This window comes from Ruegeria sp. H8, from assembly GCF_056532905.1.
On record NZ_JBQFNY010000002.1, the window covers coordinates 337,381 to 361,161 of the forward strand.

Sequence of the window (23,781 nt, forward strand, 5' to 3'; positions counted from 1 at the left end):
GAAGCCCGTATCAGACGAACCACATTTTGCGGGACATGTTGCCGTTCATCATCTCTTGTGTCGGGTCGCTTTCCCAACCATCCAGTTGGTTGCTGACACCTTCAACAAAATCGTTGAACATCGGGCAAATCAGACCGCCTTCATCACGGACCATGCGGCCCATCTGGCTATAGATGCCCTTGCGTTTCTCGACATCCAGTTCTGCACGAGCCGCGAACAGCAGGTCGTCAAATGCCTGAACTTTGAAACGTGTATCGTTCCAGTCAGCCGTCGACAGATACGCGGTCGAGTACATCTGGTCCTGCACCGGACGACCGCCCCAGTAAGAGGCACAGAAGGGCTGTACGTTCCAAACCTCGGACCAGTAGCCGTCATTCGGCTCGCGCTTGATTTCCAGCGGAATTCCAGCCTGGGCCGCCGTCTGTTGGAAAAGGGCTGCGGCATCCACGGCACCCGGGAAGGCACCGTCTGCAACACGAAGAATAATCGGCGAACCGTCATGACCGGACTTCTTGTAGTGCTCGGCTGCTTTTTCCACGCTGAACTCGCGCTGTTCGATGGTCTCATCAAACAGTGGATAGGCTGCGTTAATCGGCATGTCGTTACCGATAGAGCCATAGCCGCGCAGTACTTTGTCCACCAGATCCGCACGGTTGATGGCATATTTCAGCGCGGTGCGCAGTTCGTTGTTGTCGAACGGTGCGGTATCGCAGTGCATGATAAAGACATAGTGGCCACGGCCAGCGGTCGAGTGCACGGTCAGATTGGGCGCGCGCCCCAGCAGGTCAGCGACCTTTGGTTCAACACGGTTGATGGCGTGGACCTGACCCGATTGCAATGCAGCGGTACGCGCTGTTGCGTCATTGATAACCACGACTTCAACACTGTCGAAGTTGCCAAAATCAGAGTTCCAGTGGTTCTCGTATTTTGTGAACAAGTGGCGCACACCGGGTTCGTCTACTTCCACCTTGTACGGTCCGGTTCCGATACCTGCTCCGGGATTGTCCATGCCGCCATCGGGCTGAATGATCAGGTGGTAGTCGGCCATCAGATACGGAAGGTCAGCGTTTGGTTCGGACAGAGTGACCTGGAAATTGTCGCCATCGGCTTTCATTGACTCGATGCCCTTCATGATACCAAGGGCACCAGACTTGGAGTCTTCGTTCGAGTGGCGCTGCATTGTCTTCAGCACGTCCTCGCTGGTCATGGTTTTGCCGTTGTGGAATTCGACACCCTGACGCAGTTTGAACGTCCAAACCTTGGCATCCGCGCTGCCTTCGACGCTTTCCGCCAGACGCGGTTCGATGGACCCATCGGGTGCAACTTCCACAAGCTGGTCGCCAAACTGTTTGCCGTTCTGGAACGGAACCGAGCTTGCATAGGTCGCTGGATCCAGCGAGTTGGTGGATTCGCCACCCTGAAGGCCAAATTTCAGGTCACCGCCTTTTTTCGGGCCTGCCGCGCGTGCTGCGTCTGCGAACATCGTGCTGGCCACCGCCGCCGAAACACCCAGGGCCGCGGCTTTCCCCATGAATTCGCGGCGAGTCATCTTCCCGGCTGTGACCTGACCGGCCATATGCGTTATTTGTTCATTCATTGAGTGTTCTCCCTATTGAGTGGTTCCAGCCCCTTGGGGGGCTTTTTGTTGACGCATGAGTCAACGTTGGCTTATTTCCGCGAACCGGGCAAGGTTATTTCTCCTAAATGCCGAAGGCCGAAGCCTTCGCTTTGTTGTCCGGTGTGCGGCAATTGCTGAGTGGGTGTTCAGGTATATTATGCATTTTCGGGTAGTTTCTGGTCGATTGCGGGCCAAAGCGGCATGATAAGCGTCAATTCATCCACGTATCGCGACAACCAGATCCATGACATTGGTGCCGGTTGGCCCGGTTGTCAGCAGGCCGTGGGCTTTTTTCAGGAATGACCCGCTATCGGCTTTGCGAAGGGCGCGTTCGGCGCCATCACCCCAGGTTGTCCCTGTTATGATTCCACCCGCCGCATTTGTCGGGCCATCCGTGCCGTCGGTGCCGCCCACAATCACCGCAAGATCCGTTTGTCCCGCGATCTCTTTTGCCAAAGCAAGCGCAAGGGCCTGATTTCTACCGCCACGTCCCGGGTGATCAGGCAAGACCACGGTCGGTTCTCCGCCAAAGATCATCACGCCCTTTTCCATTCCACGCAGCATGGGCCCAAGACGCGCCGCGACCTGCAAATAGTCGTCGTGCAGGGCCTCATCATTGGTCAATACCCTCAGCCCCATTGTTTCCGCTGCTTTGGCGGCGGCATTGCGGGCATGCGCGTTCGAAGCGACGATCCGGGTGCTGGCGGCAAAGGAATGAGTGTCGGGCAATGCTCCGATTCCTGATCCGATGACGTTCAGATCGTCTCCGGGCACATCCGAAATCGCCAGAACGGTGGCGCGGTCTCCGGCGAAATGGGACAGCAGGCCGCCGCCCTTGATACGCGACAGCTTGCGCCGCTCGGCATTCATGGCGAGGATATCCAGCCCTTTGGACAGCAGTTCGCGGTTCAACGCCTCGAGATCCGCCAGCGATGTTCCGGGAAGCAAGTCCTCGGCCAGGGATGACGCGCCACCCGAGACCAGCAGCAGAACATGTGATCCGGGCCCCATCTGTTCCATGGCCAGGCGCAGCGCCCGCCCGCCCGCCAGGCTGCGGTCGTCCGGAACGGGGTGTGATGCTTCGATCACCTCGACCCCGGCCGGCAGGTCGTGGCCATGCCCGTCTTTGGTGACCACAAGCGTGGGGATGGCGCCGAAATGCTCCAGCGCAGCCCGCGCCATGGCTGCGGCGGGTTTGCCCACGGCCAGAATACGGTCTGGTTTCGGGACATCAGGCAAGGCGGCCAGGGTGGCCTTATACCCGCCGACGGCATCAACACCGGCCTGCCACAACCTGACAGCTTGCTTTTCAATATCCATCAATTCTCCACCCAGATCGTGACCGGCCCGTCATTTACAAGCTCAACCGCCATGTCCGCGCCGAACTGTCCGGTTTCCACCGCGATCCCCTGCGCGGCAAGGTGCTCTGCGAAGACCTTGTACAACTGCTCTCCCAACTCGGGCGAGGCCGCGTTTGAAAATCCGGGGCGATTGCCACTGGAGGTGTCCGCCGCCAGTGTAAACTGGCTGACCACCAAAGCAGAGCCTTCAACATCCAGAAGCGAGCGGTTCATCTTGCCGGCGTCATCCTTGAAAATCCGCAGTTTCGCGGTTTTCTCGGCCAGTTTTTCTGCCTGTGTCTTGCTGTCGCCCTGCATGGCGCAGACAAGAATCATGAGCCCGGGACCAGTTTTGCCGATGACGGTGCCTTCGACCGACACTTTGGCCTGTGTCACCCTTTGCAGCAATGCGCGCACTTGGTTCCTCCCCCGAAACGTTGAGCCTGCCTGAGCGATGGTTTAGCCGCGCCAGTCCACAAAGTCACCCAATGCCGCGCGTTCCGTACGGAAGCTGTTTGCAGGATGATCCATATCCGAATAGCCAAAGGAAATTGCGCACAGGATCAACCGGTCATCGGGGATCTGAAAATACTGATGCAAAAAAGGGCTGTACGCCGCCAATGCCGCTTGCGGGATGGTTGCCACGCCCAAAGCCTGAGCGGCGAGCGCAAAAGCCGTGACAAAGCCGCCGCAATCCATTGCGCCATAAGGTCCCAGCTCTGCCGGGCTTGAGATGATGGCACAATGTGGTGCGCCAAAGAGGGCAAAGTTCTGCATCATTTGCTGCGCCGATCCTTCACGGTCCCCTCGTTCTACGCCAACCGCCATGTAGAGCGCCCAGCCACACGTCCGGCGGCGGTCTTGATACACGCCGGAGTAGGAAACGGGAAAAGGAAGATCGGGGGCCGGCGTGCCGTTCCTGGCTTCGTTTGACATCGCGTCGCGGAACCTGTCGGTTTCGTCTTTGCTGGTGATGACCAGTTGCCAAGGTTGTGCATTGCACCAGCTTGGCACCCGGGACGCGCTGGCCACGATCTGTTCGATGTCACCACGTGGCACCGGGTCGGGCCGAAAGGCGCGGCAGGAATGGCGCGCGGTCAGAAGCGTGTTCAGGTCGGCCAGGGTCACGTCGTCTTCTCCTCCGGGGCAGCCGGCGGCAGGATGGGTGAGAAGCCGGGGATGTTCAAGGGGTTCCGCCGCGGAGTTTTCGGCGGAGGAACCCCCGAAGGTCATTGCTGTCCGGTCGCCATCAGGTATCCGATGCCCGCGGCAACCAGCAGGCCAAGCACAACGGCGATCGTGATCTTGATTGCCGACCAAGGGCGCTCTCCCTGAACCCGGCCTGTCCGGCCGTTCACCACGAAACGATACGTCTGACCGCGATACTTGTACGCCGCCAACCAGACCGGCAGCAGGATATGTTTGAACGTGACATCGCGCACATCGGTGTCCACTGCATGGATGCGTTGCCTGTCGCCCCCAATATCAAAACGCACGTCCCGCTCGATCACGCGGGCCATATATGCGCGTGCTTCGGCATATCCATCTTTCAGCTCGACCGTATAGGCCTCGGCCCGAAAACCGGCGAGGTACTCTGGCTGGTAAGGTTCCAGAGCCGGGAGATCCCAAGGCTCCAGAGCATCCGTGTAAGCCTTGGGCAGGGACCTTGAGGCCAATACCAATACGTCGTCAAAAAATCGCGCCACCCGGCCTGACTTGGGCGTCCAGCGGATCTTGGGAACCTGTTGTTGCACCCGTTTGCCATCCCGCATGACGGTGCGGGTTTCATAGTAGACTATGCCGCGCTCTCCGCGATAGGCCGACTTCGTATCGGCGTCGAAGGTCCAGTAGGGCACATAGATGCCCTGCATCCTGCGGCCCTTGCGGGCATAATCCTTCAACCCGTTCGGCGCGAACCACAGCCGCCCCAGCCAGTCGCTCATGGCTTTGTGGGCGGCGCGCTCGTCCAGCGCAAAGGGCAGAACGCCCTTCGGTTTGATATGCCGGTTTATCCCGGTGCCCGTCACGACCGGGGTTGCGCAGAACGGGCATTCCGCAGCATGGGTGTTGGGATCGAATTCAACCTGCGCTGCACAGTTCGGGCAGGACAGAACCCGCGTCTCTTCGATTTCGCTGTCGGGCAGGCGGTCGGCGATGGCAGCGTCGAAATCCAGCTCGCGCAGGCTGGCGCCGCCCCAGGGGCCGGCACCGATCGGTTCGGAATGGCCGCAATGGTCACAGGTCAGAGTGCCGGATTGCGGGTCGAATCGATAATCCGCGCCGCAATTGTCACATGGAAAACGATGTTCCGCAGAACCGGATGGCGGGGCAGGAGGCTGGGTCATAGGTGGTCACTTGTCGAGGGGATAGTGAAGATAGGCCCCGCGCTCGGCTAGGGTGACATAGTCGCAGCAAGGGCAGATGAATTGCGGCTGCGGCGCTTTGCGCCCGCCTGTCTTCGAGCGTTTCCGCGATGCGGTCATGCCGATGCCTCACGCCCCGGGCGGCGGAGGCGGCAGGATCGTGAACAGCTGCGCCAGTTCCTGCACCTCACCCGCCTTCTTCCAGCCGTCCTGACCGGGCGTCCACACGTAGGTGTCGCGCGTGATCTCGCCCTCACTGGCCATGCGACCCATCTTGGCCTTCGAGAACGGGCCGCTGGTCTGTCCGTCCACCGCGATATGCCACACATGCTCCACCGGCGGGGGAGGCGGCGGGGCCACATGCGTGGATGGTTGCGGGGCAGCGGGCGCGGGCGCGCCCCACGGGCCTGACGGCCGACCCGCTGCCATGTTTGACATCTGGTTCGCCATCGCCATGCCCATTCCCATACCAAGGCCAGCGCCCATGCCGCCGCCTCCGCTCGGGGAACTGGCGGCCGCCGTCATCGCCTCGGCCGCGGAATACTGGGTGAACTTGCCCAAATCCCCCGCCAGCCCCATCGAGGTGCGTTTGTCCAGCGCCGCCTCGACCGCCGGCGGCAGTGAGATGTTTTCGATGTAGAATTCCGGCATTTCCAGCCCATAACCGTCGAGCACGGGCGAGACCTCGGCCGCGATCAGCTTGCCCAGATCGGCGGTGTTTGCAGCCATGTCCAGAACCGGGATGCCCGAGCCCGCGATCACCCGGCTGAATTCCTGCACGATGATGTTGCGGATTTGAAAGCTGATCTCGTCCATCGTGAATTCACCGTCGGTGCCCACGATCTCGACCAGAAATTTGGCCGGGTCCTTCACCCGGATCGTGTAGGTGCCATAGGCGCGGATCCGGGTGGGGCCGAATTCGGGATCGCGCAGCATGATCGGGTTCTTGGTGCCCCATTTCAGATCGTTGAACCGGGTCGTGTTGACGAAATAGATCTCGGATTTGAACGGCGACTGGAACCCGTGATCCCAATGTTGCAGCGTCGTCATGATCGGCATGTTGTTGGTTTCAAGCATGTAGAGGCCCGGTGTGAACACGTCGGCCAGTTGGCCTTCGTGCACGAATACGGCCGCCTGGCCCTCGCGCACGGTCAGCTTGGCGCCATACTTGATCTCGTGGCCTTCACGCTCGAACCGCCAGACCATCGTGTCGCGGGTGTCGTCCACCCAATGAATGACATCAATGAATTCTCCGGTCAGAAAATCGAATATTCCCATTTGGGTTCTCCTGTCCTTGGGGTCAGAGCGACTGCCCCATCAATTCATGTGCGATTATTCGTACGATGGGCCGCGCTTCATCAACGCCTACGCCGGGCTGCAACCGTGGGTCATACAACATCGTCAGCAGCTTTTCGTCGTGACTGGTCAGCAAGGCAAATTCGTCATCATCGTTGAAAATCGAAGGTCGCGCTGCCGGGCTGTCATTGGACAAACCAAGACCCTGAGCAATTTCTTCGTGAATGCAGCTTTGGCGACCCAGATCCGTCAATTCCGCCCGAATGAGGGATACGGCACGTACGTATCTGTGTGGTGATGAAGTCGTTGCCGATGCAAACACCAGACAGTCGAAATTAGCACGTGGATTGGCCACCAGATTCAGCGAGTCCTGACTGATATTCGGGATCAGCTGCTTCAGGCGGGACACGACATAGGCGCTGTCATCCTTGCCTGCAAAAAAGACATGGAAATTGGCGTTGCGAGAGACGACGGAAACCGGATGATCGGTCAATCTGGCCAGTCGGGTGGCAAAGGACCGCACCTGATCTGCATCTTTCTGCCGTGCAGAGGGTAGCACGGAGGGCCCGAACTCGGTCTGTATGCGGACAGAGCCGGACCATCGGCTGAGTTGCCCGTCCGTCTGACGCGAGCCTGCCGCGACGCTTTGCGTCGGATATTCGCTGTAGAACGCAATCGCTTCGAAATTCCGCGCCAGATCGTCGGCGTCATAGGGGGTGTCCGGGCCACCCCCATCGGTGCGCAAAAGCCCCCGCACCAGCAAATCCCGTTCAACCCGCTGATAAAAACGCGCCAGATCCTGACTTGCGGCCGACGGCGGCACATAGGCATTGGCTGCCACGGGTGCGGGTGTCGGGCGAGGTTGCGGAACAACGGATGACGTCAGGGTCTCATCGCAATTGGCCAGAGCCAAAAGCGATACCATCCCCAAGGTCCCTTTCAAGTAACCGAAGACCCGCACGCCGATCCCGCCCTCAGCCGGGAACCGCCGTACCGGCAGTGTCGCCGGTTCCGTCGCGGCGCGCTTTGGCGGCCGCCAAAGTGTCGCGCAGTTCCTTTTCCATCTTCTGCAACTCAGCTTCGGCTGCGGCGCGTTTGGCCTTGCCTTCATCGGCAATGGCAAGGCTTTCGTTGATGGTGCCAATCAGGTCGGCATTGGCCTGCTTGACCGCTTCGATGTCGAACACGCCGCGCTCCATCTCTTGGCGGATCATCTTGTTCGATTCGCGCAGGTTGGCCGCATTCGACGTCAAAAGCTCGTTCGTTAGATCGTTGGCATCCCGCACCGCGGCGGCGGCTTCGGCGCTGCGTTGTATCGTAACCGCCTGGGCCAGCTGCGTTTCCCACAGCGGTACCGTGTTCACCAGTGTCGAGTTGATCTTGGTGACCAGCGATTTGTCGTTTTCCTGAACCAAGCGGATCGACGGCAGGGACTGCATCGTGACTTGTCGTGTCAGTTTCAGGTCATGAACCCGGCGTTCAAGGTCGTCACGCGCCGCGCGCATGTCACGCAGCTCCTGTGCCTTCATCACTTGCTGGTCTTCCGGAGCGGCCTGAACTTCGGCTTCCTTTTCAGGGATGTCGTGGCTGTCCAACTCGGTCAGCTTCTCTTCGCCCGCAGCGATGTACAGCGCCAGTTCGTCATAAAAGTCCAAGGTCTTCTCATAAAGCAGATCCAGAGATTTGATATCCTTGAGCAGCGTATGCTCATGCCCCAGAAGATCGTCGGTAATGCGATCGATCTGGCCCTGAACCTCTTCGTATTGCGCTGTGAATTTTGCAAACGGTGCAGCCCTGCCCAACAGTTTCTCCCACCAGCTGCGCTCGCGCCGCACGTCAAGTTCGCTGACCGAGAAACCGCGGATTGTGGTCACGATATTGCGCAGGCTGTCTCCGGCCGGGCCGACATCCTTGTTGCGCACATCCGCAAGCATGGCCTGGCTGATTTCCTGCAGCTCGGCCTGAGCGGACGAGCCAAACGCGACAATCGAATTGGTGTTGTCCATGTCGATTTCATTCATCCGCTTGCGAATTTCGGCGCTGACGGGTTCGTCGGCTTCCTCCAACGACACGACTTCGGCTTGCGGTTCGGGTAGGGCAACTGCGGTGACTTCCTGTACCAGAGTCTCGGCCTGAACTGCCTTGTTCTTGATCTCATCGGACATGGGTATGTTCCTCGCTCAAATATGGCCGGTCAGTCCAGCCGGACGCCTTCGCGCTGCAATCTTTCACGCAACACGTCGATTTCGACCGTCAGATCACTGCGGTCATCCAATAGCATTTTCCGCGTACGCGCGGCAAAATTCTGTTCCAGATCGTCCAGAAGGGCGGAATAGCCGGCCAGTGCCTGCGCGTCGCGGGTGCGCGCATAGACATCAGCAAATTTGACAGTCGCATCACGCGCGCCCTGTAGATACACAGTCAGATATTTTCTGGCACCGGCCAGATCGCGGGGGTCTTCCTCGACCGTGCGGAACAGGTCACGTGCGGTGTCCTGAAATCGCTCGACCCGGGCTTCGATACGTCGATCGCCAGCGCGTTTTATGGCATCCGTCATTTCCGACAAGTGTTTCTCGGCATCATCGACCACGCGCGCCACGCGGTCTTGCTGAAAGGTATCGACTCCCTCCATGCCCTTGTTCTTCATCGGATCAAGCCCGAATGAGACAGAATGCAGAACGGTCGCTGCAACACCAAACAGCACGGGGGCCAACAGACTAACCTGCGCTGCCGCTTCAGCGTCCAGAAACTCGGACCTGCAAGACGCAAGGCCAGCACCAAGGCCGGTGAGAACACTGGCAAATATCTTCCGCGGAAAAGCAGGGCGTCGGGCGGTTTTGCGGGCATTGTACGCGGCCTCAGCTCTCAGACCTTCTCGCAGCAAGAATGCGGCCGCCGTCAGAAAACCAGCGGCGACCAGCCCCAGTGTCATACCAATCGCGCCGTCGTTCAGGGACAGAAACACCAAAGGAATGGCGGGTAGAAACAGAATATTCGCACGTGCGCCAGCGGGCTCGACCCGTGCGCCGTCAAACTGACCCCTCGGCAGTGGGGCGTTTTCCGATTCATCTCCCTGTGGGCTGTATTTGCCGCCGAACCGCTTTGCCATGGCTTAAAGACCTCCGAGCAAACCAGTGCAGACGCCAAACAACAGCACCAACAGCACAGCGTAGGCCAGTTTTTGCACTCCGCTTCCGGACATCACGCCCCCCAAATAGCAGCTTTCACTGAAAATTTAGGGTATGCGCGGGCTTAGCGCTAGGGGGAAGGTTGCCGAACCCACATCACTTACGGGGATTCTTGCCGATCTGAGGTCGTTTTCTTTTGGGCCGCGACGGGCGTTTGGGCGGGTTGCCGGGTTTGTCTTCGGCGTCCAGCCCCAGCTGGTCCCGCATGACCCGGCGACGGACTTCTTCGACCTCGCCCTGTTTCAACGTCCCAAGCTGGAAGGGGCCGTAGGACACGCGCAACAGACGATTCACGGTAAAACCAATATCTTCCATCGCGCGGCGGATTTCGCGGTTCTTGCCTTCGCGCAAACCGATCGTCAGCCAGGCATTTGCGCCCTGCTGGCGATCCAATGAGACGGTCATTGGCTGGAACCGTTCTCCCTCGATTACCAGCCCCTTGCGCAGCGGTTCGAAATCTTCGTCCTTCGGGCGACCGTTCACCCGTACGCGGTACTTCCGCAACCAGCCGGTCGAGGGCAGTTCCAGCTTGCGCTTGATGCCGCCATCGTTGGTCAACAGCAGCAATCCTTCGGAATTCAGATCCAACCGACCGACGCTCATTACCCGTGGCATGTCGTCGGGCAGCTTGTCGAATATGGTCTCTCGTCCTTTTTCGTCGCGGGTTGTCGTCACCAACCCGGCGGGCTTGTGATACAGCCACAGACGCGATGGTTCCGGTTCCGAGACCGGCCTGCCGTCGACTGCGATCTTGTCTTTCGCGGTCACGTTCAGGGCGGGGCTGTCGATGGTCTTGCCATTCACTGCCACGCGGCCCGCTTCTATCATGCGTTCAGCCTCGCGCCGGGATGCTACGCCGGCGCGGGCCAGGACTTTGGCGATCCGATCGCCGGGGGGTGGGGTCTTGTTCATGTCAGGGCCATACCGCATCCCGGGCGCTTGCGAAAGGCGGGTTTCTGCGGCAGTCAGGGGGCATGGTGTTCAAATCGCATATGCAACAGGCCCTGGCCGAGGCGCGCGCAGCCGCTGACCGCGGCGAGGTGCCCGTGGGGGCCGTTGTCGTCGGACCGGACGGAACGGTCGTGGCCGCGGCCGGGAACCGGACGCGCGAGTTGAATGACCCCACGGCCCATGCGGAAATCATGGCCTTGCGTGCAGCCTGTGCGCAGGCGGGCTCTGAACGGCTGCCGGATCACGATCTCTACGTCACGTTGGAGCCTTGCGCGATGTGCGCCGCGGCCTTGGCGGCCGCGCGCATCCGGCGGATCTATTACGGTGCGGCAGACCCCAAATCCGGGGGCGTGGCGCATGGCGCGCGCGTGTTTTCGCATGCACAGGCGCATCACGTGCCCGAAGTCTATGACGGGATTGCAGGCGAAGAGGCTGCCGCGCTTTTGAAGGCCTTCTTCGAAGCGCGCCGCCAGGACAAGCCGTGCTGACGCGCTGCGCTGTCGTCAGACGGTGATGGCTTTCATAACCTCAGGTTCGATCACGTCGACCCCGGGCAACCCGTCGATCAATGCCTGTGCGGATTGTTCCAGAATGGGGAACGTCTTGTAGTGACATGGGATGACCGTCTTGAAGTCAAAGTACCGTTTCGCGGCATAGGCGGCGGCTTTCATATCCATGGTGAAATGCCCGCCGGCCGAAAGGATGCCGATATCGGGCTTGTAGTAATCCCCCATCCAATCCATGTCCGCCATGATGTCGGTATCGCCCGAAACATAGAGCATACGCCCCTCGGCCGCGATCATGAAGCCGACCTCACTGCCGCCGGTGCGCAGACCATCCGGTGTTGAAAAAGTTGAGCTGTGAGAGGCCGGAACCATTGTCACCTTGACGCCGTTCAGGTCGACGGTGCCGCCTTTGTTGAAACCGATGGTCTCGATGCCTTCCGCTTCGCTCCAGTATCCCATCAGGTCATACTGTCCGACAACGGGGATTTTCAGGTGTTTGGCCAGCGGCAGAATATCAACCACGTGGTCGAAATGCGTGTGGGTCAGAAGGATATGACTCGCACCATCCAGCGCTGCATCATGCTGATTTTCTGGCAAGACCGGGTTGCCGGTCAGCCACGGGTCGATCAACAGAACCTGCCCCTGAGTTTCAATGCGAAAACTGCCATGGCCCAGCCAGATAATGTTCATTCCGGTTTTCCTCCCATAAGGTCTCTTGGCAGCAGCCTAGCATCGGCTATGTAAAATTCCATGGACTGGATTCGAGAAATTGATGGCTATTGCGAACGCGTGTCGGCGGACTATTGGGCCGAGCCGATCAATGCGATCACGAACGCTGCTTTTCTGATTGCCGCATGGATCATGTGGCGGCGCGTGCGCGATCAGGACATGCCGCTGGCCAAGGGTCTGGTCGTGATTTTGGCCATGATCGGGGTCGGAAGCTATCTGTTTCACACCCATGCCCGGGTTTGGGCTGCTTTGGCGGATGTGGCGCCGATCCTGCTGTTCATATTGGTCTATATATTTGCGGTGAACCGCGACATCTGTCGCATGTCGTCCGGAATGGCGATCTGCGGTACGATTCTGTTTCTTCCCTATGCGGCGGCCGTTGCGCCCCTGTTCCAGCTTGTGCCGGGGATTGGTGGGTCGGCGGCTTATGCGCCGGTCCCTTTGTTGATCCTGATCTACGCGTTCCTGCTGCGGGGCAATGATCCGAACTTGGCCAGAGGGATGACGCTCGGGGCCCTGATCCTGATTCTATCGATCACGTTCCGTGCGCTGGATTTGCCTATTTGCGGGCAATGGCCAATGGGGACGCATTTCATGTGGCACATCCTGAATGCCATAATGCTGGGATGGATGATCGAGGTGTATCGCGCAGCTCTTGTCAGGGGCCGTTTCTGCAAAGGCCCGGCGTCTTGAGGCGCGGGAGGATCGCTTGTGTCCTCCGAGCCTCGTGACAAGGAGGTCAACGAAACCGCCGTGGTCCGATTCTAGTTCTGAAAGGCTGCGGCCAGATGGTCGGGCAGATCAAATTCGTTCAACACCCGAGCGCGGCCTTCGGGCGACATCTTGCGGGCGGTTTTTTCAACGATGCTCTGGATTTTCTCGGCCGAGTGTTTTGCGGCAAAGGGCTGGAAATACCATTTCAGAAACACAAAGCAGATCACGTCTTCCAACGCCTGCACTTCCGCGTCCCGCTTGATGCCCTGTTTGCGCAACATGCGCCCTGCGGCCTCGACCTGTTCTGAATCGTAACCTTCGCGGGTCATCAACCCCATGACCACGTCGGCATGGTGTTCGCCCTGCGCCTTGCGCCATGACAGATATCCAACCCGGCCTTCGGGATATTCACTGCGGGCAAGTTTCCAACGTTCCACATGCTGCCCGCGCGCGGCGATTTGAAGGGCGTCAGAAGCGTCCGGAAACAGGCGGCCCAGCTCGGCACTCATGCGTTCGCCATACAACAGCGCCGCGGGGCGGCCCTCGTCTTGGTTGGGGTCATTTGCATTGGCTGCGTCGATTGCGTCCAGAACCGCTTGTTTTTGCGCGCTCATCATCTGCTCCACTGGCTTGCCTGAACTACGAAACCTTGGCGCAGTTCTGTTCTGTATTCGACGTCATGCTAGCGGCTTGCTCTGGGATGTGCATCCTCGAAAATGCAAAACAGCCGGGTCAGAGAGGGGATATCTGACCCGGCTTGGACCTGCGCGTTACTTGGCAGGTTTGACCTGATCCTGCGTGACCGGTTCCGTGATAGGGGACGGGAAGGTCAACGTGCGTGTCAGGTTGCTTGTGTCGATACCCAAAGCCATGGCCGGTGCGGCCAAAATCGTGGCGGACAAGACTGCGGCTGTTATCAGGGGTTTCATGTTTTTTCTCCGGTTTGCGTTATGTCGCATAAATAAAATGAACAGTACAGTTTAGTTTTCAAGATCGATAATGAACTATTCGGTTTACTTTTTTGCATACCAGTCATTCAGTTTTGAATAGCCTCAGAAAAGGGGGGAGTTCCAAACTCGGACCTGCCCAAGGCAGCCCGGCCTTGCGACTGCCGCTACAGACGGGTAAACGCCCCCTAACATAGATGAGGGAAGCCGATGTCGATTGACCAAAGCACCGCCGCCAAAGTGGCCAAACTGGCCCGGATTAAGGTCGAGGATGACGCGCTGCCGGCGCTGGCATCCGAGTTCAACACCATCCTTGGGTTCATCGAACAGCTGAACGAAGTGGATGTGGAAGGTGTCGAGCCGATGGTTTCGGTCACACCCATGCGCCTCAAGCGCCGTCAGGACGAAGTCACCGATGGCAATCAGCAGGACAAGGTTCTGGCCAACGCCCCCGACGCCCGCGAAGGGTTCTTCGCAGTCCCCAAAGTGGTGGAGTAAGACATGAGCGATCTGAACAAATTGGGCCTGGCCGAGGCCCGCGACGCGTTGCGAGCCGGCGACGTCACCTCTGTTGAGCTGACAGAAGCCTGCTTGAAAGCCATTGATGAAGCAGATGCGCTGAACGCATTCGTCCACAAGACGCCCGAGATCGCGATGGAGCGCGCCAAGGCCGCGGATGAACGGATCAAGGGTGGGGACGCTCCGTCAATGTGTGGCCTGCCGATCGGCATCAAGGACCTGTTCTGCACCAAGGGCGTGCCGTCACAAGCCGCGTCGGGCATTCTTGAAGGCTTCAAGCCGGAATACGAATCCACCGTGTCACAGCAACTGGCCGACGCAGGCGCGGTGATGCTGGGCAAGCTGAACATGGACGAATTCGCCATGGGCTCGTCCAACGAAACATCGGTCTATGGCAACGCGGTCAGCCCGTGGCGTCGTGGCAACGATGATGCGCAGCTGACGCCGGGCGGTTCGTCGGGCGGATCTGCGGCCGCCGTTGCTGCCGATCTGTGCCTTGCAGCAACGGGTACCGATACCGGCGGTTCCATCCGGCAGCCCGCGGCTTTTGTCGGGATCACCGGCATCAAGCCGACCTATGGTCGTTGCTCGCGCTGGGGCATTGTGGCGTTTGCGTCCTCGCTGGATCAGGCCGGTCCGATGACCAAGAATGTCCGCGACGCCGCGATCATGCTGGAAACCATGTGCGGCCATGACGCCAAGGATTCGACCAGTGCGGATCTGGCCGTTCCGAATTTCGAAGCGATGCTGACTGGCGACATCAAGGGCAAGAAGATCGGTATCCCCAAGGAATACCGCATGGACGGCATGCCCGCCGAGATCGAAAAGCTCTGGGCCGATGGTGCCGCGATGCTGAAGGATGCGGGGGCCGAGATCGTCGATATCTCGCTGCCGCACACCAAGTATGCGCTGCCTGCCTACTATGTGATCGCCCCGGCCGAGGCGTCTTCGAACCTCGCCCGCTATGACGGTGTCCGCTATGGGCATCGTGCACAGTTGGCGCAGGGGGATGGCATTACCGAGATGTACGAAAAGACCCGCGCCGAGGGCTTTGGCCACGAAGTGCAGCGCCGGGTCATGGTCGGCACCTATGTTCTGTCGGCTGGTTTCTACGACGCCTATTATAATCGTGCCCGCAAGGTGCGCACGCTGATCAAGAAAGACTTCGAAGACGTGTTCGCGGCCGGTGTCGACGCCATCCTGACCCCGGCAACCCCATCGGCGGCCTTCGGTCTGGGCGAAATGACCGAAGCAGATCCTGTTCAAATGTATTTGAACGATGTCTTCACCGTGACCGTGAACCTGGCCGGACTGCCCGGTATCTCGGTCCCCGCAGGGCTGGACACACAAGGTCTTCCGCTGGGATTGCAGCTGATCGGGCGTCCCTGGGAAGAAGGCGACCTGCTCAATACCGCCTATGCGCTGGAAAACGCGGCCGGTTTTGTGGCCAAGCCCGGGAAATGGTGGTAAGCCTCGGGCAACTGAAGCACTAGAAACGGAGCCAAACAATGCGCGTTTTGCTTTTGGTGCCCGCTCTGACACTGGCAGCTGCGTGCACGGATGTCGCGCCGCTGACCAGTACGGGTTTCAACACGCCTGAATACCAGGCGCAGCGCGAGGCTCAATTGGCAGGTCAGGGCGTGGCCGGCAACCCTCTGCTGGCCCCGGTCGAAGTTTCACAACAACCGCTGGGCGCCCCGGGTACGGCGCCTGTTGCCACGGGTGAAAACGCGGATATCGCCAACCAGGCCGCGGCGGCATTGGCCAGCACATCTGGCCAAAACTCAGCCGCGGTTACGGCGGTTCCCGTGGCGAACACTGGCGCGATTTCGGATGAACAGGATTTTGCCGCCGTGTCCGAACGCCGTAGCATCGAATCCGACGCCGCCCGGATCGAGCAGAACCGCCAGACGTATGAACTCGTGGCCCCGACGGCAGTGCCCGAGCGCACGGCGAGCGGCCAGACAAACATTGTGCAATACGCGCTGAGCACGTCCAATCCGGTAGGTGTGCAACTTTACAGCCGGTCCGGTTTCAACCTTCAGGCCAAGGCTCAGAGGAACTGCGCGCAATTCCCATCCCCTGATCAGGCTCAGATCGAGTTTCTGTCCAATGGCGGCCCCCAGCGCGACCGCAAAGGTCTGGACCCGGATGGGGATGGCTATGCGTGTGGCTGGGACCCGAGCCCGTTCCGCAGTGCCGTCAGCAACTGACCCCCTGAACCCGATCTGGCATCCGTCACCCAATTTTGGTGAGCGCCGAGATGGTCTGACACCATCCTTGATCGTGATCCATTACACGGCGATGGACAGCGCTCAGGCGGCTTTGGATCGTCTGTGCGACCCAAAGGCCGAGGTCTCGGCCCATTACCTGATCGGCAATGATGGCACGCTGTGGCAGATGGTGCGCGAAGAAGACCGGGCTTGGCACGCGGGTGCCGGAGAATGGCACGGTCAGACCGACATCAACTCGCGTTCCATAGGCATCGAGCTGGACAACGCTGGCAAGCATCCGTTCCCTGAACCCCAGATGCACCGGCTGGAACAGCTGTTGCGCCAGATAATGCACCGTTGGGCCATCTTGCCAAACGGTGTCATCGGCCATTCGGACATGGCGCCCGGGCGCAAATTTGACCCCGGTCCGCGATTTGACTGGTTGCGGCTCGAGCGCAACTTGCTGGCCGCGCCCCGTGGATATGCCGCTGGTCCGCAAACTGCATCAAAGGGCCAGTTCCGAAGCCTGGCTCGGGCCGCCGGTTTCAGCGCTAATGCGGACGATGATACACTGTTGCATTCCGTCCGCCTTCGATACCGCCCATGGGGCAGGGGGCCTTTGCAGCAAGCCGACCTTGCACCGCTGATCCCGCACTCCTGATCCGCCCTTCATCTGGCTGAAAATATCCCGGGGTTGAATTGGCCGCAGGCCAAGAAGGGGCTGGCCCCTTCTCTGAACCATCCACCCTTGACGCCGCCGACCGCAGAGCCTACCCAACCCACGCGCGGAGGGCCGGATGGCCGCTGGGGTCGCAAGGCCCGAGAGGAAAGTCCGGACTCCACAAGACAACGGTGCCGGGTAACGCCCGGGCGGGGCAACCCGACGGAAAGCGCCACAGAAATCAGACCGCCCGGAACCTTGGTTCAGGGTAAGGGTGAAACGGTGGGGTAAGAGCCCACCGCGCCCCTGGCAACAGGGGCGGCACGGCAAGCCCCACCGGGAGCAATGCCAAATAGGGTCCCCGCGCGGGCCGGTCGGCGCAAGCCGATACCGCCGCTAGGCACGTCTTGGCCGAGAGGGACCGGGTTGGCAGCTTGAGCCGCGCAGCAATGCACGGCCTAGAGGAATGGTCATCGAAGGGGGCGACCCCGGAACAAGATCCGGCTTACAGGCCCTCCGCGCGTATCCGCCTATCCTCCGGGAGGTGTGTAGGAACCGGTCAGCGCCGCCGCTTTCTCGGTTATCGACGTGAACTCGTCCGCGGTCCAGGCGCGAACGGTTTCGATGTTCGTCACTGCACCCGACGCGGCGACAGCCATGCCAACGGCCACGGCGTCTGTCCCATCTGGGGCTTCGCTGATCACAACCACGTCGTTGCTGCCGGTCGTCATGTAAAAGGACAGCAGCCTGCCGCCTACTTTTTCCAGCAGAGCCTTCACCGGACCGGTACGGTTCTCGGGCTTTTGCAACATGCCTTTGACACCGGCTTGTGAGTAAGATGCGTAAGTAATGAAAATGGGCATTGATACCTCCTGTTGCGTCAAATCGTTTTTGGGTCTTCAAGTCAGCCGACCCCGGGGCCGTTCAAAATCAGGGGCCGGAAAACAACGGCGCCGTGATGAACCAAAGGCCAGCGCCAATCAGCGCAAAACCTGTTACCGGCACAAGCCACCGGGCCCCGGGCAAAAGTTTTTCCAGCGCGACATAGGCGGCAATTCCAACAATCCAGTAGAGGTTCATGATCCCTCCGACGAAAAGCAGCAGCATCAGTGCCCAGCAGCACCCCAGACAATACGTGCCGTGCAGGATACCGGTGCGGAATGCACCGAATGTTCCGGGCCGGTTGTGATCGGCCAGGAAACGTGCGGGGCTCTGACAGTGGCGCAGGCATGCGTTTTTCAAAGCTGAAAACTGATAGGCGCCAGCCGCCAGCAGAACGCTTCCTGCGAAGACACCCGAACTGATTGTCATCATCGGTCCGTCGGACAACCCGATTTGTTCCAACCCCCATTGCAATGCGGTTGCAATCAGGCTGAACGCCCCCCAGGCCACCAGATAGCCGGATAAAAACCACAGGCTGAACGCAACCGTCCGATGCGTTTCAGGCCCTGTCCGCTTGACCGCGATAAACAGAAGAACGGCAGGCGCAGCGCTTGGAGTCATCATGGCGATCATCATGATCCACCACATCAGAAAGATCAGCAAAGCATAGCTTGCGCTCCACGCTGCTGCCGGGCCCATTTGCATGGGGTCGCCGACCGGGCCGGCCATCCGGGTCATCTCGACCGCGGACATGTTCATCCCGACGCCGGCTATCGTGTACCAGGTTGCACCGAGGATGATCAGAAGGACACTTCCCAGAACAATTGCGCTGTCCTGTCTCAGCAACCACTCAACCGTCCCGCCCTGGGGCGATGCGTTCTGTTTGGTCATGGGTGTTCTCTGCTTATGCGCCCAAGACGCCATGGCCCGAGATGTTCAGATGCGCCAGATGAGCATGGGTTGCGTCAAAGGTCAGCTGGATCTGACCACCCGTCGTAGTCGCACTGCCTGATGCCGCTTCGGCATGGCGGTATTCAAAGCCGTTTGGCAACTGTATCGACGCGCGGTGAGGCGCGCCCGATACGATATGAGGGATCGGATTGACCTCAACATCAAAAACTCCGGCAACTTTGGCGTATCCGCTGCGTTCTTCGCGGTTCCAGTCCAGTTCAATCGGAACAAACAGAGTTTCATGTTTCAAAGGCGCCATGGCGCTGAAGACATACCAGAACGTGGCCATTTCATCCGTATCCTGACCGGTCATGATCGCTTGCAACGCGGCACGCTGTTCAGCTGTTGCACTTTCATCAATGATCAGCTGCATCTGACCGTTGCCCTCATGAATTGGTCCCGGCCAATGATAGACCCCTGCCGCCCGAAGACCGCCCAGATCAGTGTCACCGTAGTGACCGCTTTGAATGTCAAAGACCACAACCGCCTCGCAATTGCCGTGTGACGGCAGTACGCTGAACTGACACGGGCAACCGAAGTTGCAATTGCAATTGGCCAGTTCTTCGGCCTGAATAGCCCATTCTGTCATGATAGCCCCCCAAGAAAAGTCGCATAAAACAGCTCTGCTCGTTGCAGGTTGACCCCATTCACGCTGCCTCGGCCTTCGAGCCTGAATTCGGCTTCTTGGATGGGCGAACCTATCACGAATCCGTGATATGTACAAACAAGACCGCAAATTAAATGCCTTCTTTGGGCTTTATCATGTGCCGGGCTATGGGCCGGTCGCGTTCAGGTTGAGCACGGTATTCGGGATTGCATTCGGCTGTTAGACTTTCGGAACCAATTTGAAGATATGGGAGGTTGATTATGAGCTTTATGAAAACGCTGGCGTCCGTGGCCATTGGTTTTGCTGCGGCCAAGGGCATGGAAAAATATCAGAAGATGGGCGGCATGGCTGGGCTGCAAGACATGATGCAGGGTGCGGGCGGTGGTTTTGGCGTGGATCAGCTGGGCAAAATGGCAGAACAATTTGGCCTGCCCGGTGGCGCGTCAGGCTTGCAGGACATGATGAGCAAGATGGGGGTTGGCGGCAGCACAGCCGGAGCCGCTGGTTTGGGTGGGTTGTTGAACGCCATGCAAGGGGCCGCCAAAACTGCCAATCAACACACAGGTGACATGATGGAAACCGTGTTCGGCGGCACGCCTGCGGGTGCAGCGATGGAAGAGCAGGCAAAACTCATGCTGCGCGCAATGATTCAGGCCGCCAAGGCTGATGGCGAACTGGACGAACAGGAAAAAGAAATCATCCTGGGTGAATTGGGCGATGATGTCAGCGAGGAAGAGCGCGCATTCGTGCAAGAGCAGCTGAACGCACCGATTGACGTCATGGGGTTGGCGGCTGATTCTGGTGCGCCGCTCAAGACGCAGATCTATGCAACTTCCCTGGCTGCGATCCGTCTGGACAACGCGCGCGAGGCGTCTTACCTGCGGCAATTGTCCACCGCTCTGGGTCTTTCCGACGCGGAAAGGGACCAGATTCACACGTATATGGGCGCGCCAACCTTGCCTAGTTGAACCTGCACCAGATTCCTGTGCCTGTATCATCCGATTAGCCTTGACATAGGCGGTGCAGCGCGTAAAAGCGCACGCTCATAGGAATTCAACCGAAAGGCCCCTGCCTTTTCGGACGCAGGAGATAACCATGGCGAAGCCGACGACAATCAAGATCCGTCTGAACTCGACCGCGGGCACGGGCCACTTCTATGTGACCAAGAAGAACGCGCGCACCATGACTGAGAAAATGACCATTCGTAAATACGACCCGGTCGTTCGCAAGCATGTCGAGTACAAGGAAGGCAAGATCAAGTAATCTGCCATTCCATTTGGAATTCCGAAAAAGGGCTCTGTTGTACAGAGCCCTTTTTCAGTTCCGGTTTCCTGATTTCAGCGGATGGCAAGCTGCGGCAGTCCGTTGCAGTGGCGCATCAGCGTTTGGGACAATCGCATCCCCTGCGGCTTGCTTTTTGTGGGAACCTGCAAGTACGCTTCAGCAAACCGCCACAAAATGTTGACCGCCATGAAAAAAATCTTGTTATCCACAATTGCCGTTCTGACCCTAGCGGCCTGTGAAGACCCGTTTAACCGCGAAGGTGTCGGGTTTACTGGAATCGATGGCGAACCGCGCACGATTTCGGACGTACCCGGTGCCGTCGCCTTTCTGCCAGACGCGACCAACGTTCCGGCAGAGCTGGCGGAACTGCGGACAGTCACGCTTTTGAGTGATGAGGTTGAGCCGTCCAAGGTGGCTTCGGTTGCAATAGACAATGGCGGGCAGACGCCAAACACTGCTGTTCAACTGCAAGGAAGCGACACAAACCTGTTCCTCAGCACTGTCAGTGTCAACGGCACCTTGTTTGGTGTGCTGCGCACGAGTTCGAACAGTGTGAAGGTCGACAATTCGATCGGTGTAGGCTTTGCGGAAGAAGCAGAGCGGTTTACCGGCTGTCTGCCAGCTGGCGGTGTATTCCGCAAAGGAACTTCCGAGAAAAGTTCCGGCTTCGCCATACCGCTGAACTGTAGCTGAACCCGATTACGTTCCAGCATCTCAAAGCCCCGCCTCGACCGCGGGGTTTTTCATTTCCGGGCAAAAGAAACCCTTCGCGCATAAGATAAGGGCCGGTCGATGACCGGCCCTGAACCAATTCGGTCGTCGGCAAGGCTTATTCTTGCTGACCCATGAACATCAGCAGGAACTGGAACATGTTCAGGAACGAGATATACAGGCTCAGCGCGCCGTCGAAGGCAGCTTTGTCCAGCCATTCCTGATCGCCATGTGCAGCGTGGGCGACATAAGTGTTCTTGATGTCCTGCGTATAGAACGCGGTCAGACCGGCAAAGATCAGGATGCCGATGGCCGAGATGGCCAGCATCATCACGCCGGATTGCAAGAACAGGTTGATGATCATCGCAACCAGCAGACCGATCACACCCATCATCAGGAAGGTGCCCATTCCGCTGAGGTTCCGCTTTGTGGTGTAGCCATACAGGCTGAGGCCAGCAAAGGCGATCGACGTCACCAGGAAGGTCTGGGTAATCGAGTAGGGCGTGAAGACCAGAAAGATCGAGCTCATCGAGATGCCCATCACGGCGGCAAAGACGAAGAAGCCAAGCTGAACTGTCGCGGCTGAGCCACGGCGCATCAGGGCACCCCACCCAAACAAGATGAAGGCCAGCGGAGCAAACATGACCACCCATTTCAGCGGCGACAGGAACAGCGCGCCGCCCAGGCTCGTCAGATAGCGGTCTGCGCCGATCTGTGCGACCGCGTTGCTTGGATCGCTGGTTACTGCCAGACCGGCAATAGCCCATGCCGCCAGTGCAGTGATCAGCATGCCGACGGACATCGTGCCGTAGACTTTGTTCATGTGGGCGCGCAGGCCCTGATCAATCTCGGCGGCGCGCGCGCCGGATGCCGTCCGGATCGTGTCGAATTGTGCCATCAAAGGGTCTCCCTAGTCGTCAAGTTAGACCGCCCCGGCAGGGCGGGGCGGTTTTCCCTCTAAATATCGGCAACAAGGGGCTGTGTTTCAAGAGATTCCGGGCGAAAACCGACTAAAACACGCAACAAAAATGCCAACAGGCGACTCAAGGTCGCCCATCGCCATAAAAATATGAGAGTCACAGTCACCTTTTCCAGAATTGAGGTGCATCCCAGAAAAAGCGTTTTGCTTCTGCGGATGCTTCCTCGGGGGTGACTCCGATATCGTCCAGCACGGCAGCATCCAGCTTTGCCAGATTTCGCCGCTGTCTGGACAGTTCGAACGCTTGAGAGATCAGGGACACCAGGGAGCGTTTGGCCGGTTTGCAGGGATTATGGATTGCGAGTTGCGTCATAACTTGTCCTTTCTGTATTCTCGATGGTTTCGCTGGCTGTCATCAAATTCCTTGATTGATATGGGCGAGTGTGACATATTTTAAAAACGAATATTTTTGATGGAACGTATAAGGAATCGTGAAGATGCGAAATCTGGACATTACAACCCTGCGGTCTTTCGTGGCGGTGGCGGATCAGGGCGGTGTGACCCGCGCCGCAGGATTTCTGCACCTGACGCAGTCTGCGGTGTCCATGCAGCTGAAGCGGCTGGAGGAGCTGCTGGGCCTGGAGTTGCTGGATCGAAGCGGCAGGACAATTGCCCTGACCGCATCCGGTGAGCAGCTGTTGGCCTACGCGCGCCGCATGATTGCCCTGAATGACGAGGTGATCTCAAAACTCACCGATCAGGCCTTTGAGGGCGAAGTGGTTCTGGGCGTTCCCCATGACATCGTCTACCCCGCGATTCCCCGGGTCCTGCAACGGTTCAACGCCGATTTTCCCCGCGTCAGGGTGCAGTTGGTGTCGTCCTATTCACTGCAACTGAAAGACATGTACAAGCGGGGCGAATGTGATGTGATACTGACGACCGAACCGTCTTCGGCCGATGGCGCAGAGACCATCGCAGAGCTGCCGCTGCGCTGGATCGGCGCGCCGGGCGGGTCTGCATGGCGCAAGCGTCCGTTGCCTCTGGCACTGGGGCGGCGCTGCTTGTTCAGACCGCAGGTCATATCGGCGCTGGATGCGGCCGGAATACCGTGGGAGCTGTCCGTGGAAACCGAAAACGACCGGACAATAGAAGCCACGGTCAGTGCCGATCTTGCGGTTCACGCAATGCTGGACGGAACCGAGGCCGCACATCTTGAACAGATCGACTCGGCTGGGGCCCTGCCGGATTTACCTGCGCATATGATCAACCTCTACGGTGGCGAGCAGGGCCGGGATGCGGTTGTCGAAGCTCTGGCGCAGTTGGTGCGTCAGAACTTCAGATTGCTGGGCGGTACCCAGTTGCGGGCCGTGGTCGGATGACCG

The 23,781-nt window shown here is 59.1% G+C and carries 29 protein-coding genes and 1 other RNA gene; 11 read left to right on the forward strand and 19 right to left on the reverse strand.

Annotated features, from left to right (window positions below):
- Window positions 1–10: 10 nt before the first annotated feature.
- From ACR0A2_RS08035 to ACR0A2_RS08080, 10 genes are all read right to left on the reverse strand, one after another.
- Window positions 11–1,597 (reverse strand): ABC transporter substrate-binding protein, encoded by a 1,587-nt coding sequence (locus ACR0A2_RS08035; protein ID WP_152458789.1) that lies wholly within the window; start codon window positions 1,595–1,597, stop codon window positions 11–13.
- Window positions 1,598–1,834: 237 nt separating this feature from the next.
- Window positions 1,835–2,938 carry a DUF4147 domain-containing protein gene (locus tag ACR0A2_RS08040; protein WP_480834684.1) on the reverse strand — a complete coding sequence of 368 codons (1,104 nt, stop codon included), beginning with the start codon at window positions 2,936–2,938 and terminating at the stop codon, window positions 1,835–1,837.
- The gene (dtd, locus tag ACR0A2_RS08045; RefSeq protein ID WP_480834685.1) at window positions 2,938–3,375 is read right to left on the reverse strand and encodes a D-aminoacyl-tRNA deacylase; all 438 of its coding nucleotides are present in this window, start codon (window positions 3,373–3,375) and stop codon (window positions 2,938–2,940) included. The genes ACR0A2_RS08040 and dtd overlap by 1 nt, the downstream gene beginning before the upstream one ends.
- A gap of 42 nt (window positions 3,376–3,417) precedes the next feature.
- The gene (locus ACR0A2_RS08050) at window positions 3,418–4,086 is read right to left on the reverse strand and encodes a nitroreductase (RefSeq protein ID WP_480834686.1); all 669 of its coding nucleotides are present in this window, start codon (window positions 4,084–4,086) and stop codon (window positions 3,418–3,420) included.
- A 101-nt stretch (window positions 4,087–4,187) separates the two neighbouring features.
- On the reverse strand, window positions 4,188–5,303 hold the full coding sequence (locus ACR0A2_RS08055; protein WP_480834687.1) for a TFIIB-type zinc ribbon-containing protein: 1,116 nt from the start codon (window positions 5,301–5,303) through the stop codon (window positions 4,188–4,190).
- Between the two features lie 147 nt (window positions 5,304–5,450).
- Window positions 5,451–6,599: an SPFH domain-containing protein gene (locus tag ACR0A2_RS08060; RefSeq protein ID WP_480445843.1), complete on the reverse strand. Its 1,149-nt coding sequence runs from the start codon at window positions 6,597–6,599 to the stop codon at window positions 5,451–5,453.
- A 22-nt stretch (window positions 6,600–6,621) separates the two neighbouring features.
- Window positions 6,622–7,542: a DUF2927 domain-containing protein gene (locus ACR0A2_RS08065; RefSeq protein WP_480445841.1), complete on the reverse strand. Its 921-nt coding sequence runs from the start codon at window positions 7,540–7,542 to the stop codon at window positions 6,622–6,624.
- A gap of 49 nt (window positions 7,543–7,591) precedes the next feature.
- A complete protein-coding gene (locus ACR0A2_RS08070) occupies window positions 7,592–8,782 on the reverse strand; it encodes a toxic anion resistance protein (RefSeq protein WP_171205351.1) in 1,191 nt (396 codons plus the stop codon).
- Window positions 8,783–8,811: 29 nt separating this feature from the next.
- The gene (locus ACR0A2_RS08075; RefSeq protein WP_480834688.1) at window positions 8,812–9,726 is read right to left on the reverse strand and encodes a 5-bromo-4-chloroindolyl phosphate hydrolysis family protein; all 915 of its coding nucleotides are present in this window, start codon (window positions 9,724–9,726) and stop codon (window positions 8,812–8,814) included.
- A gap of 175 nt (window positions 9,727–9,901) precedes the next feature.
- A complete protein-coding gene (locus ACR0A2_RS08080; RefSeq protein WP_171167082.1) occupies window positions 9,902–10,717 on the reverse strand; it encodes a pseudouridine synthase in 816 nt (271 codons plus the stop codon).
- Window positions 10,718–10,779: 62 nt separating this feature from the next.
- Here ACR0A2_RS08080 and ACR0A2_RS08085 point away from each other — a divergent pair, with 62 nt between their 5' ends.
- A complete protein-coding gene (locus tag ACR0A2_RS08085) occupies window positions 10,780–11,244 on the forward strand; it encodes a nucleoside deaminase (protein ID WP_480617914.1) in 465 nt (154 codons plus the stop codon).
- A 15-nt stretch (window positions 11,245–11,259) separates the two neighbouring features.
- On the opposite strand, the gene ACR0A2_RS08090 is transcribed toward ACR0A2_RS08085, so the two are convergent.
- On the reverse strand, window positions 11,260–11,952 hold the full coding sequence (locus ACR0A2_RS08090; protein ID WP_480834689.1) for a metal-dependent hydrolase: 693 nt from the start codon (window positions 11,950–11,952) through the stop codon (window positions 11,260–11,262).
- A gap of 60 nt (window positions 11,953–12,012) precedes the next feature.
- On the opposite strand from ACR0A2_RS08090, the gene ACR0A2_RS08095 reads away from it, so the two are divergent.
- Window positions 12,013–12,684, forward strand: coding sequence for a ceramidase domain-containing protein (locus ACR0A2_RS08095; protein WP_480834690.1), 672 nt, complete (start codon window positions 12,013–12,015; stop codon window positions 12,682–12,684).
- Between the two features lie 71 nt (window positions 12,685–12,755).
- On the opposite strand, the gene ACR0A2_RS08100 is transcribed toward ACR0A2_RS08095, so the two are convergent.
- Complete coding sequence (locus ACR0A2_RS08100; protein WP_171231191.1) at window positions 12,756–13,319, reverse strand: DUF4202 domain-containing protein; 564 nt, start codon at window positions 13,317–13,319, stop codon at window positions 12,756–12,758.
- A gap of 156 nt (window positions 13,320–13,475) precedes the next feature.
- Window positions 13,476–13,634 (reverse strand): hypothetical protein, encoded by a 159-nt coding sequence (locus ACR0A2_RS08105; RefSeq protein WP_171167089.1) that lies wholly within the window; start codon window positions 13,632–13,634, stop codon window positions 13,476–13,478.
- 228 nt (window positions 13,635–13,862) lie between these two features.
- Here ACR0A2_RS08105 and gatC point away from each other — a divergent pair, with 228 nt between their 5' ends.
- From gatC to rnpB, 5 genes are all read left to right on the forward strand, one after another.
- On the forward strand, window positions 13,863–14,150 hold the full coding sequence (gatC, locus tag ACR0A2_RS08110; protein ID WP_171092525.1) for an Asp-tRNA(Asn)/Glu-tRNA(Gln) amidotransferase subunit GatC: 288 nt from the start codon (window positions 13,863–13,865) through the stop codon (window positions 14,148–14,150).
- A gap of 3 nt (window positions 14,151–14,153) precedes the next feature.
- Window positions 14,154–15,641, forward strand: a complete 1,488-nt coding sequence (gatA, locus tag ACR0A2_RS08115) for an Asp-tRNA(Asn)/Glu-tRNA(Gln) amidotransferase subunit GatA (protein WP_171616090.1) — start codon at window positions 14,154–14,156, stop codon at window positions 15,639–15,641.
- 38 nt (window positions 15,642–15,679) lie between these two features.
- Window positions 15,680–16,384: a hypothetical protein gene (locus ACR0A2_RS08120; RefSeq protein WP_480834691.1), complete on the forward strand. Its 705-nt coding sequence runs from the start codon at window positions 15,680–15,682 to the stop codon at window positions 16,382–16,384.
- Window positions 16,335–17,045 carry an N-acetylmuramoyl-L-alanine amidase gene (locus ACR0A2_RS08125; protein WP_480834692.1) on the forward strand — a complete coding sequence of 237 codons (711 nt, stop codon included), beginning with the start codon at window positions 16,335–16,337 and terminating at the stop codon, window positions 17,043–17,045. Before ACR0A2_RS08120 ends, ACR0A2_RS08125 begins: the two co-directional genes overlap by 50 nt.
- 124 nt (window positions 17,046–17,169) lie before the next feature.
- Window positions 17,170–17,569: RNase P RNA component class A (gene rnpB, locus ACR0A2_RS08130), an RNA gene on the forward strand.
- A gap of 6 nt (window positions 17,570–17,575) precedes the next feature.
- On the opposite strand, the gene ACR0A2_RS08135 is transcribed toward rnpB, so the two are convergent.
- From ACR0A2_RS08135 to ACR0A2_RS08145, 3 genes are all read right to left on the reverse strand, one after another.
- Window positions 17,576–17,908, reverse strand: coding sequence for a GYD domain-containing protein (locus tag ACR0A2_RS08135; RefSeq protein ID WP_152458759.1), 333 nt, complete (start codon window positions 17,906–17,908; stop codon window positions 17,576–17,578).
- A gap of 67 nt (window positions 17,909–17,975) precedes the next feature.
- Window positions 17,976–18,818: a DUF2182 domain-containing protein gene (locus ACR0A2_RS08140; RefSeq protein ID WP_480834693.1), complete on the reverse strand. Its 843-nt coding sequence runs from the start codon at window positions 18,816–18,818 to the stop codon at window positions 17,976–17,978.
- Window positions 18,819–18,831: 13 nt separating this feature from the next.
- Window positions 18,832–19,467 (reverse strand): DUF1326 domain-containing protein, encoded by a 636-nt coding sequence (locus tag ACR0A2_RS08145; protein WP_480445829.1) that lies wholly within the window; start codon window positions 19,465–19,467, stop codon window positions 18,832–18,834.
- A 278-nt stretch (window positions 19,468–19,745) separates the two neighbouring features.
- Between ACR0A2_RS08145 and ACR0A2_RS08150 the strand changes: the two genes are divergently transcribed.
- A complete protein-coding gene (locus ACR0A2_RS08150; RefSeq protein WP_152458755.1) occupies window positions 19,746–20,453 on the forward strand; it encodes a DUF533 domain-containing protein in 708 nt (235 codons plus the stop codon).
- Between the two features lie 127 nt (window positions 20,454–20,580).
- Window positions 20,581–20,748, forward strand: coding sequence for a 50S ribosomal protein L33 (gene rpmG / locus ACR0A2_RS08155; protein WP_037309480.1), 168 nt, complete (start codon window positions 20,581–20,583; stop codon window positions 20,746–20,748).
- Window positions 20,749–20,822: 74 nt separating this feature from the next.
- On the opposite strand, the gene ACR0A2_RS08160 is transcribed toward rpmG, so the two are convergent.
- Window positions 20,823–20,957, reverse strand: a complete 135-nt coding sequence (locus ACR0A2_RS08160; RefSeq protein ID WP_256367471.1) for a hypothetical protein — start codon at window positions 20,955–20,957, stop codon at window positions 20,823–20,825.
- Here ACR0A2_RS08160 and ACR0A2_RS08165 point away from each other — a divergent pair.
- Window positions 20,956–21,462, forward strand: a complete 507-nt coding sequence (locus ACR0A2_RS08165; protein WP_480834694.1) for a hypothetical protein — start codon at window positions 20,956–20,958, stop codon at window positions 21,460–21,462. The two genes, ACR0A2_RS08160 and ACR0A2_RS08165, sit on opposite strands and share 2 nt — an antisense overlap.
- Window positions 21,463–21,598: 136 nt before the next feature.
- Here ACR0A2_RS08165 and ACR0A2_RS08170 read toward each other — a convergent pair whose 3' ends face one another.
- A complete protein-coding gene (locus ACR0A2_RS08170) occupies window positions 21,599–22,378 on the reverse strand; it encodes a Bax inhibitor-1/YccA family protein (RefSeq protein ID WP_171114763.1) in 780 nt (259 codons plus the stop codon).
- Window positions 22,379–22,562: 184 nt separating this feature from the next.
- Window positions 22,563–22,721 carry a DUF1127 domain-containing protein gene (locus tag ACR0A2_RS08175; RefSeq protein ID WP_480834695.1) on the reverse strand — a complete coding sequence of 53 codons (159 nt, stop codon included), beginning with the start codon at window positions 22,719–22,721 and terminating at the stop codon, window positions 22,563–22,565.
- Window positions 22,722–22,896: 175 nt separating this feature from the next.
- Here ACR0A2_RS08175 and ACR0A2_RS08180 point away from each other — a divergent pair, with 175 nt between their 5' ends.
- Window positions 22,897–23,778, forward strand: a complete 882-nt coding sequence (locus tag ACR0A2_RS08180) for a LysR family transcriptional regulator (RefSeq protein ID WP_224853591.1) — start codon at window positions 22,897–22,899, stop codon at window positions 23,776–23,778.
- Window positions 23,779–23,781 lie beyond the last annotated feature (3 nt).

Excerpts from the sequence above, each read along its gene's own strand:
- ACR0A2_RS08035 (WP_152458789.1), bottom strand. The coding sequence starts at position 1,597 with ATGAATGAACAAATAACGCATATGGCCGGTCAGGTCACAGCCGGGAAG.
- ACR0A2_RS08040 (WP_480834684.1), bottom strand. The coding sequence starts at position 2,938 with ATGGATATTGAAAAGCAAGCTGTCAGGTTGTGGCAGGCCGGTGTTGAT.
- ACR0A2_RS08180 (WP_224853591.1), top strand. The coding sequence starts at position 22,897 with ATGCGAAATCTGGACATTACAACCCTGCGGTCTTTCGTGGCGGTGGCG.
- ACR0A2_RS08135 (WP_152458759.1), bottom strand. The coding sequence starts at position 17,908 with ATGCCCATTTTCATTACTTACGCATCTTACTCACAAGCCGGTGTCAAA.
- ACR0A2_RS08080 (WP_171167082.1), bottom strand. The coding sequence starts at position 10,717 with ATGAACAAGACCCCACCCCCCGGCGATCGGATCGCCAAAGTCCTGGCC.
- ACR0A2_RS08060 (WP_480445843.1), bottom strand. The coding sequence starts at position 6,599 with ATGGGAATATTCGATTTTCTGACCGGAGAATTCATTGATGTCATTCAT.
- ACR0A2_RS08140 (WP_480834693.1), bottom strand. The coding sequence starts at position 18,818 with ATGACCAAACAGAACGCATCGCCCCAGGGCGGGACGGTTGAGTGGTTG.
- gatC (WP_171092525.1), top strand. The coding sequence starts at position 13,863 with ATGTCGATTGACCAAAGCACCGCCGCCAAAGTGGCCAAACTGGCCCGG.
- gatA (WP_171616090.1), top strand. The coding sequence starts at position 14,154 with ATGAGCGATCTGAACAAATTGGGCCTGGCCGAGGCCCGCGACGCGTTG.
- ACR0A2_RS08105 (WP_171167089.1), bottom strand. The coding sequence starts at position 13,634 with ATGAAACCCCTGATAACAGCCGCAGTCTTGTCCGCCACGATTTTGGCC.
- ACR0A2_RS08065 (WP_480445841.1), bottom strand. The coding sequence starts at position 7,542 with ATGGTATCGCTTTTGGCTCTGGCCAATTGCGATGAGACCCTGACGTCA.
- ACR0A2_RS08160 (WP_256367471.1), bottom strand. The coding sequence starts at position 20,957 with ATGGCGGTCAACATTTTGTGGCGGTTTGCTGAAGCGTACTTGCAGGTT.
- rpmG (WP_037309480.1), top strand. The coding sequence starts at position 20,581 with ATGGCGAAGCCGACGACAATCAAGATCCGTCTGAACTCGACCGCGGGC.
- ACR0A2_RS08095 (WP_480834690.1), top strand. The coding sequence starts at position 12,013 with ATGGACTGGATTCGAGAAATTGATGGCTATTGCGAACGCGTGTCGGCG.
- ACR0A2_RS08145 (WP_480445829.1), bottom strand. The coding sequence starts at position 19,467 with ATGACAGAATGGGCTATTCAGGCCGAAGAACTGGCCAATTGCAATTGC.
- ACR0A2_RS08075 (WP_480834688.1), bottom strand. The coding sequence starts at position 9,726 with ATGGCAAAGCGGTTCGGCGGCAAATACAGCCCACAGGGAGATGAATCG.
- ACR0A2_RS08120 (WP_480834691.1), top strand. The coding sequence starts at position 15,680 with ATGCGCGTTTTGCTTTTGGTGCCCGCTCTGACACTGGCAGCTGCGTGC.
- ACR0A2_RS08090 (WP_480834689.1), bottom strand. The coding sequence starts at position 11,952 with ATGAACATTATCTGGCTGGGCCATGGCAGTTTTCGCATTGAAACTCAG.
- ACR0A2_RS08055 (WP_480834687.1), bottom strand. The coding sequence starts at position 5,303 with ATGACCCAGCCTCCTGCCCCGCCATCCGGTTCTGCGGAACATCGTTTT.
- ACR0A2_RS08070 (WP_171205351.1), bottom strand. The coding sequence starts at position 8,782 with ATGTCCGATGAGATCAAGAACAAGGCAGTTCAGGCCGAGACTCTGGTA.
- ACR0A2_RS08165 (WP_480834694.1), top strand. The coding sequence starts at position 20,956 with ATGAAAAAAATCTTGTTATCCACAATTGCCGTTCTGACCCTAGCGGCC.
- ACR0A2_RS08150 (WP_152458755.1), top strand. The coding sequence starts at position 19,746 with ATGAGCTTTATGAAAACGCTGGCGTCCGTGGCCATTGGTTTTGCTGCG.
- ACR0A2_RS08085 (WP_480617914.1), top strand. The coding sequence starts at position 10,780 with ATGGTGTTCAAATCGCATATGCAACAGGCCCTGGCCGAGGCGCGCGCA.
- ACR0A2_RS08100 (WP_171231191.1), bottom strand. The coding sequence starts at position 13,319 with ATGAGCGCGCAAAAACAAGCGGTTCTGGACGCAATCGACGCAGCCAAT.
- ACR0A2_RS08125 (WP_480834692.1), top strand. The coding sequence starts at position 16,335 with ATGCGTGTGGCTGGGACCCGAGCCCGTTCCGCAGTGCCGTCAGCAACT.
- ACR0A2_RS08170 (WP_171114763.1), bottom strand. The coding sequence starts at position 22,378 with ATGGCACAATTCGACACGATCCGGACGGCATCCGGCGCGCGCGCCGCC.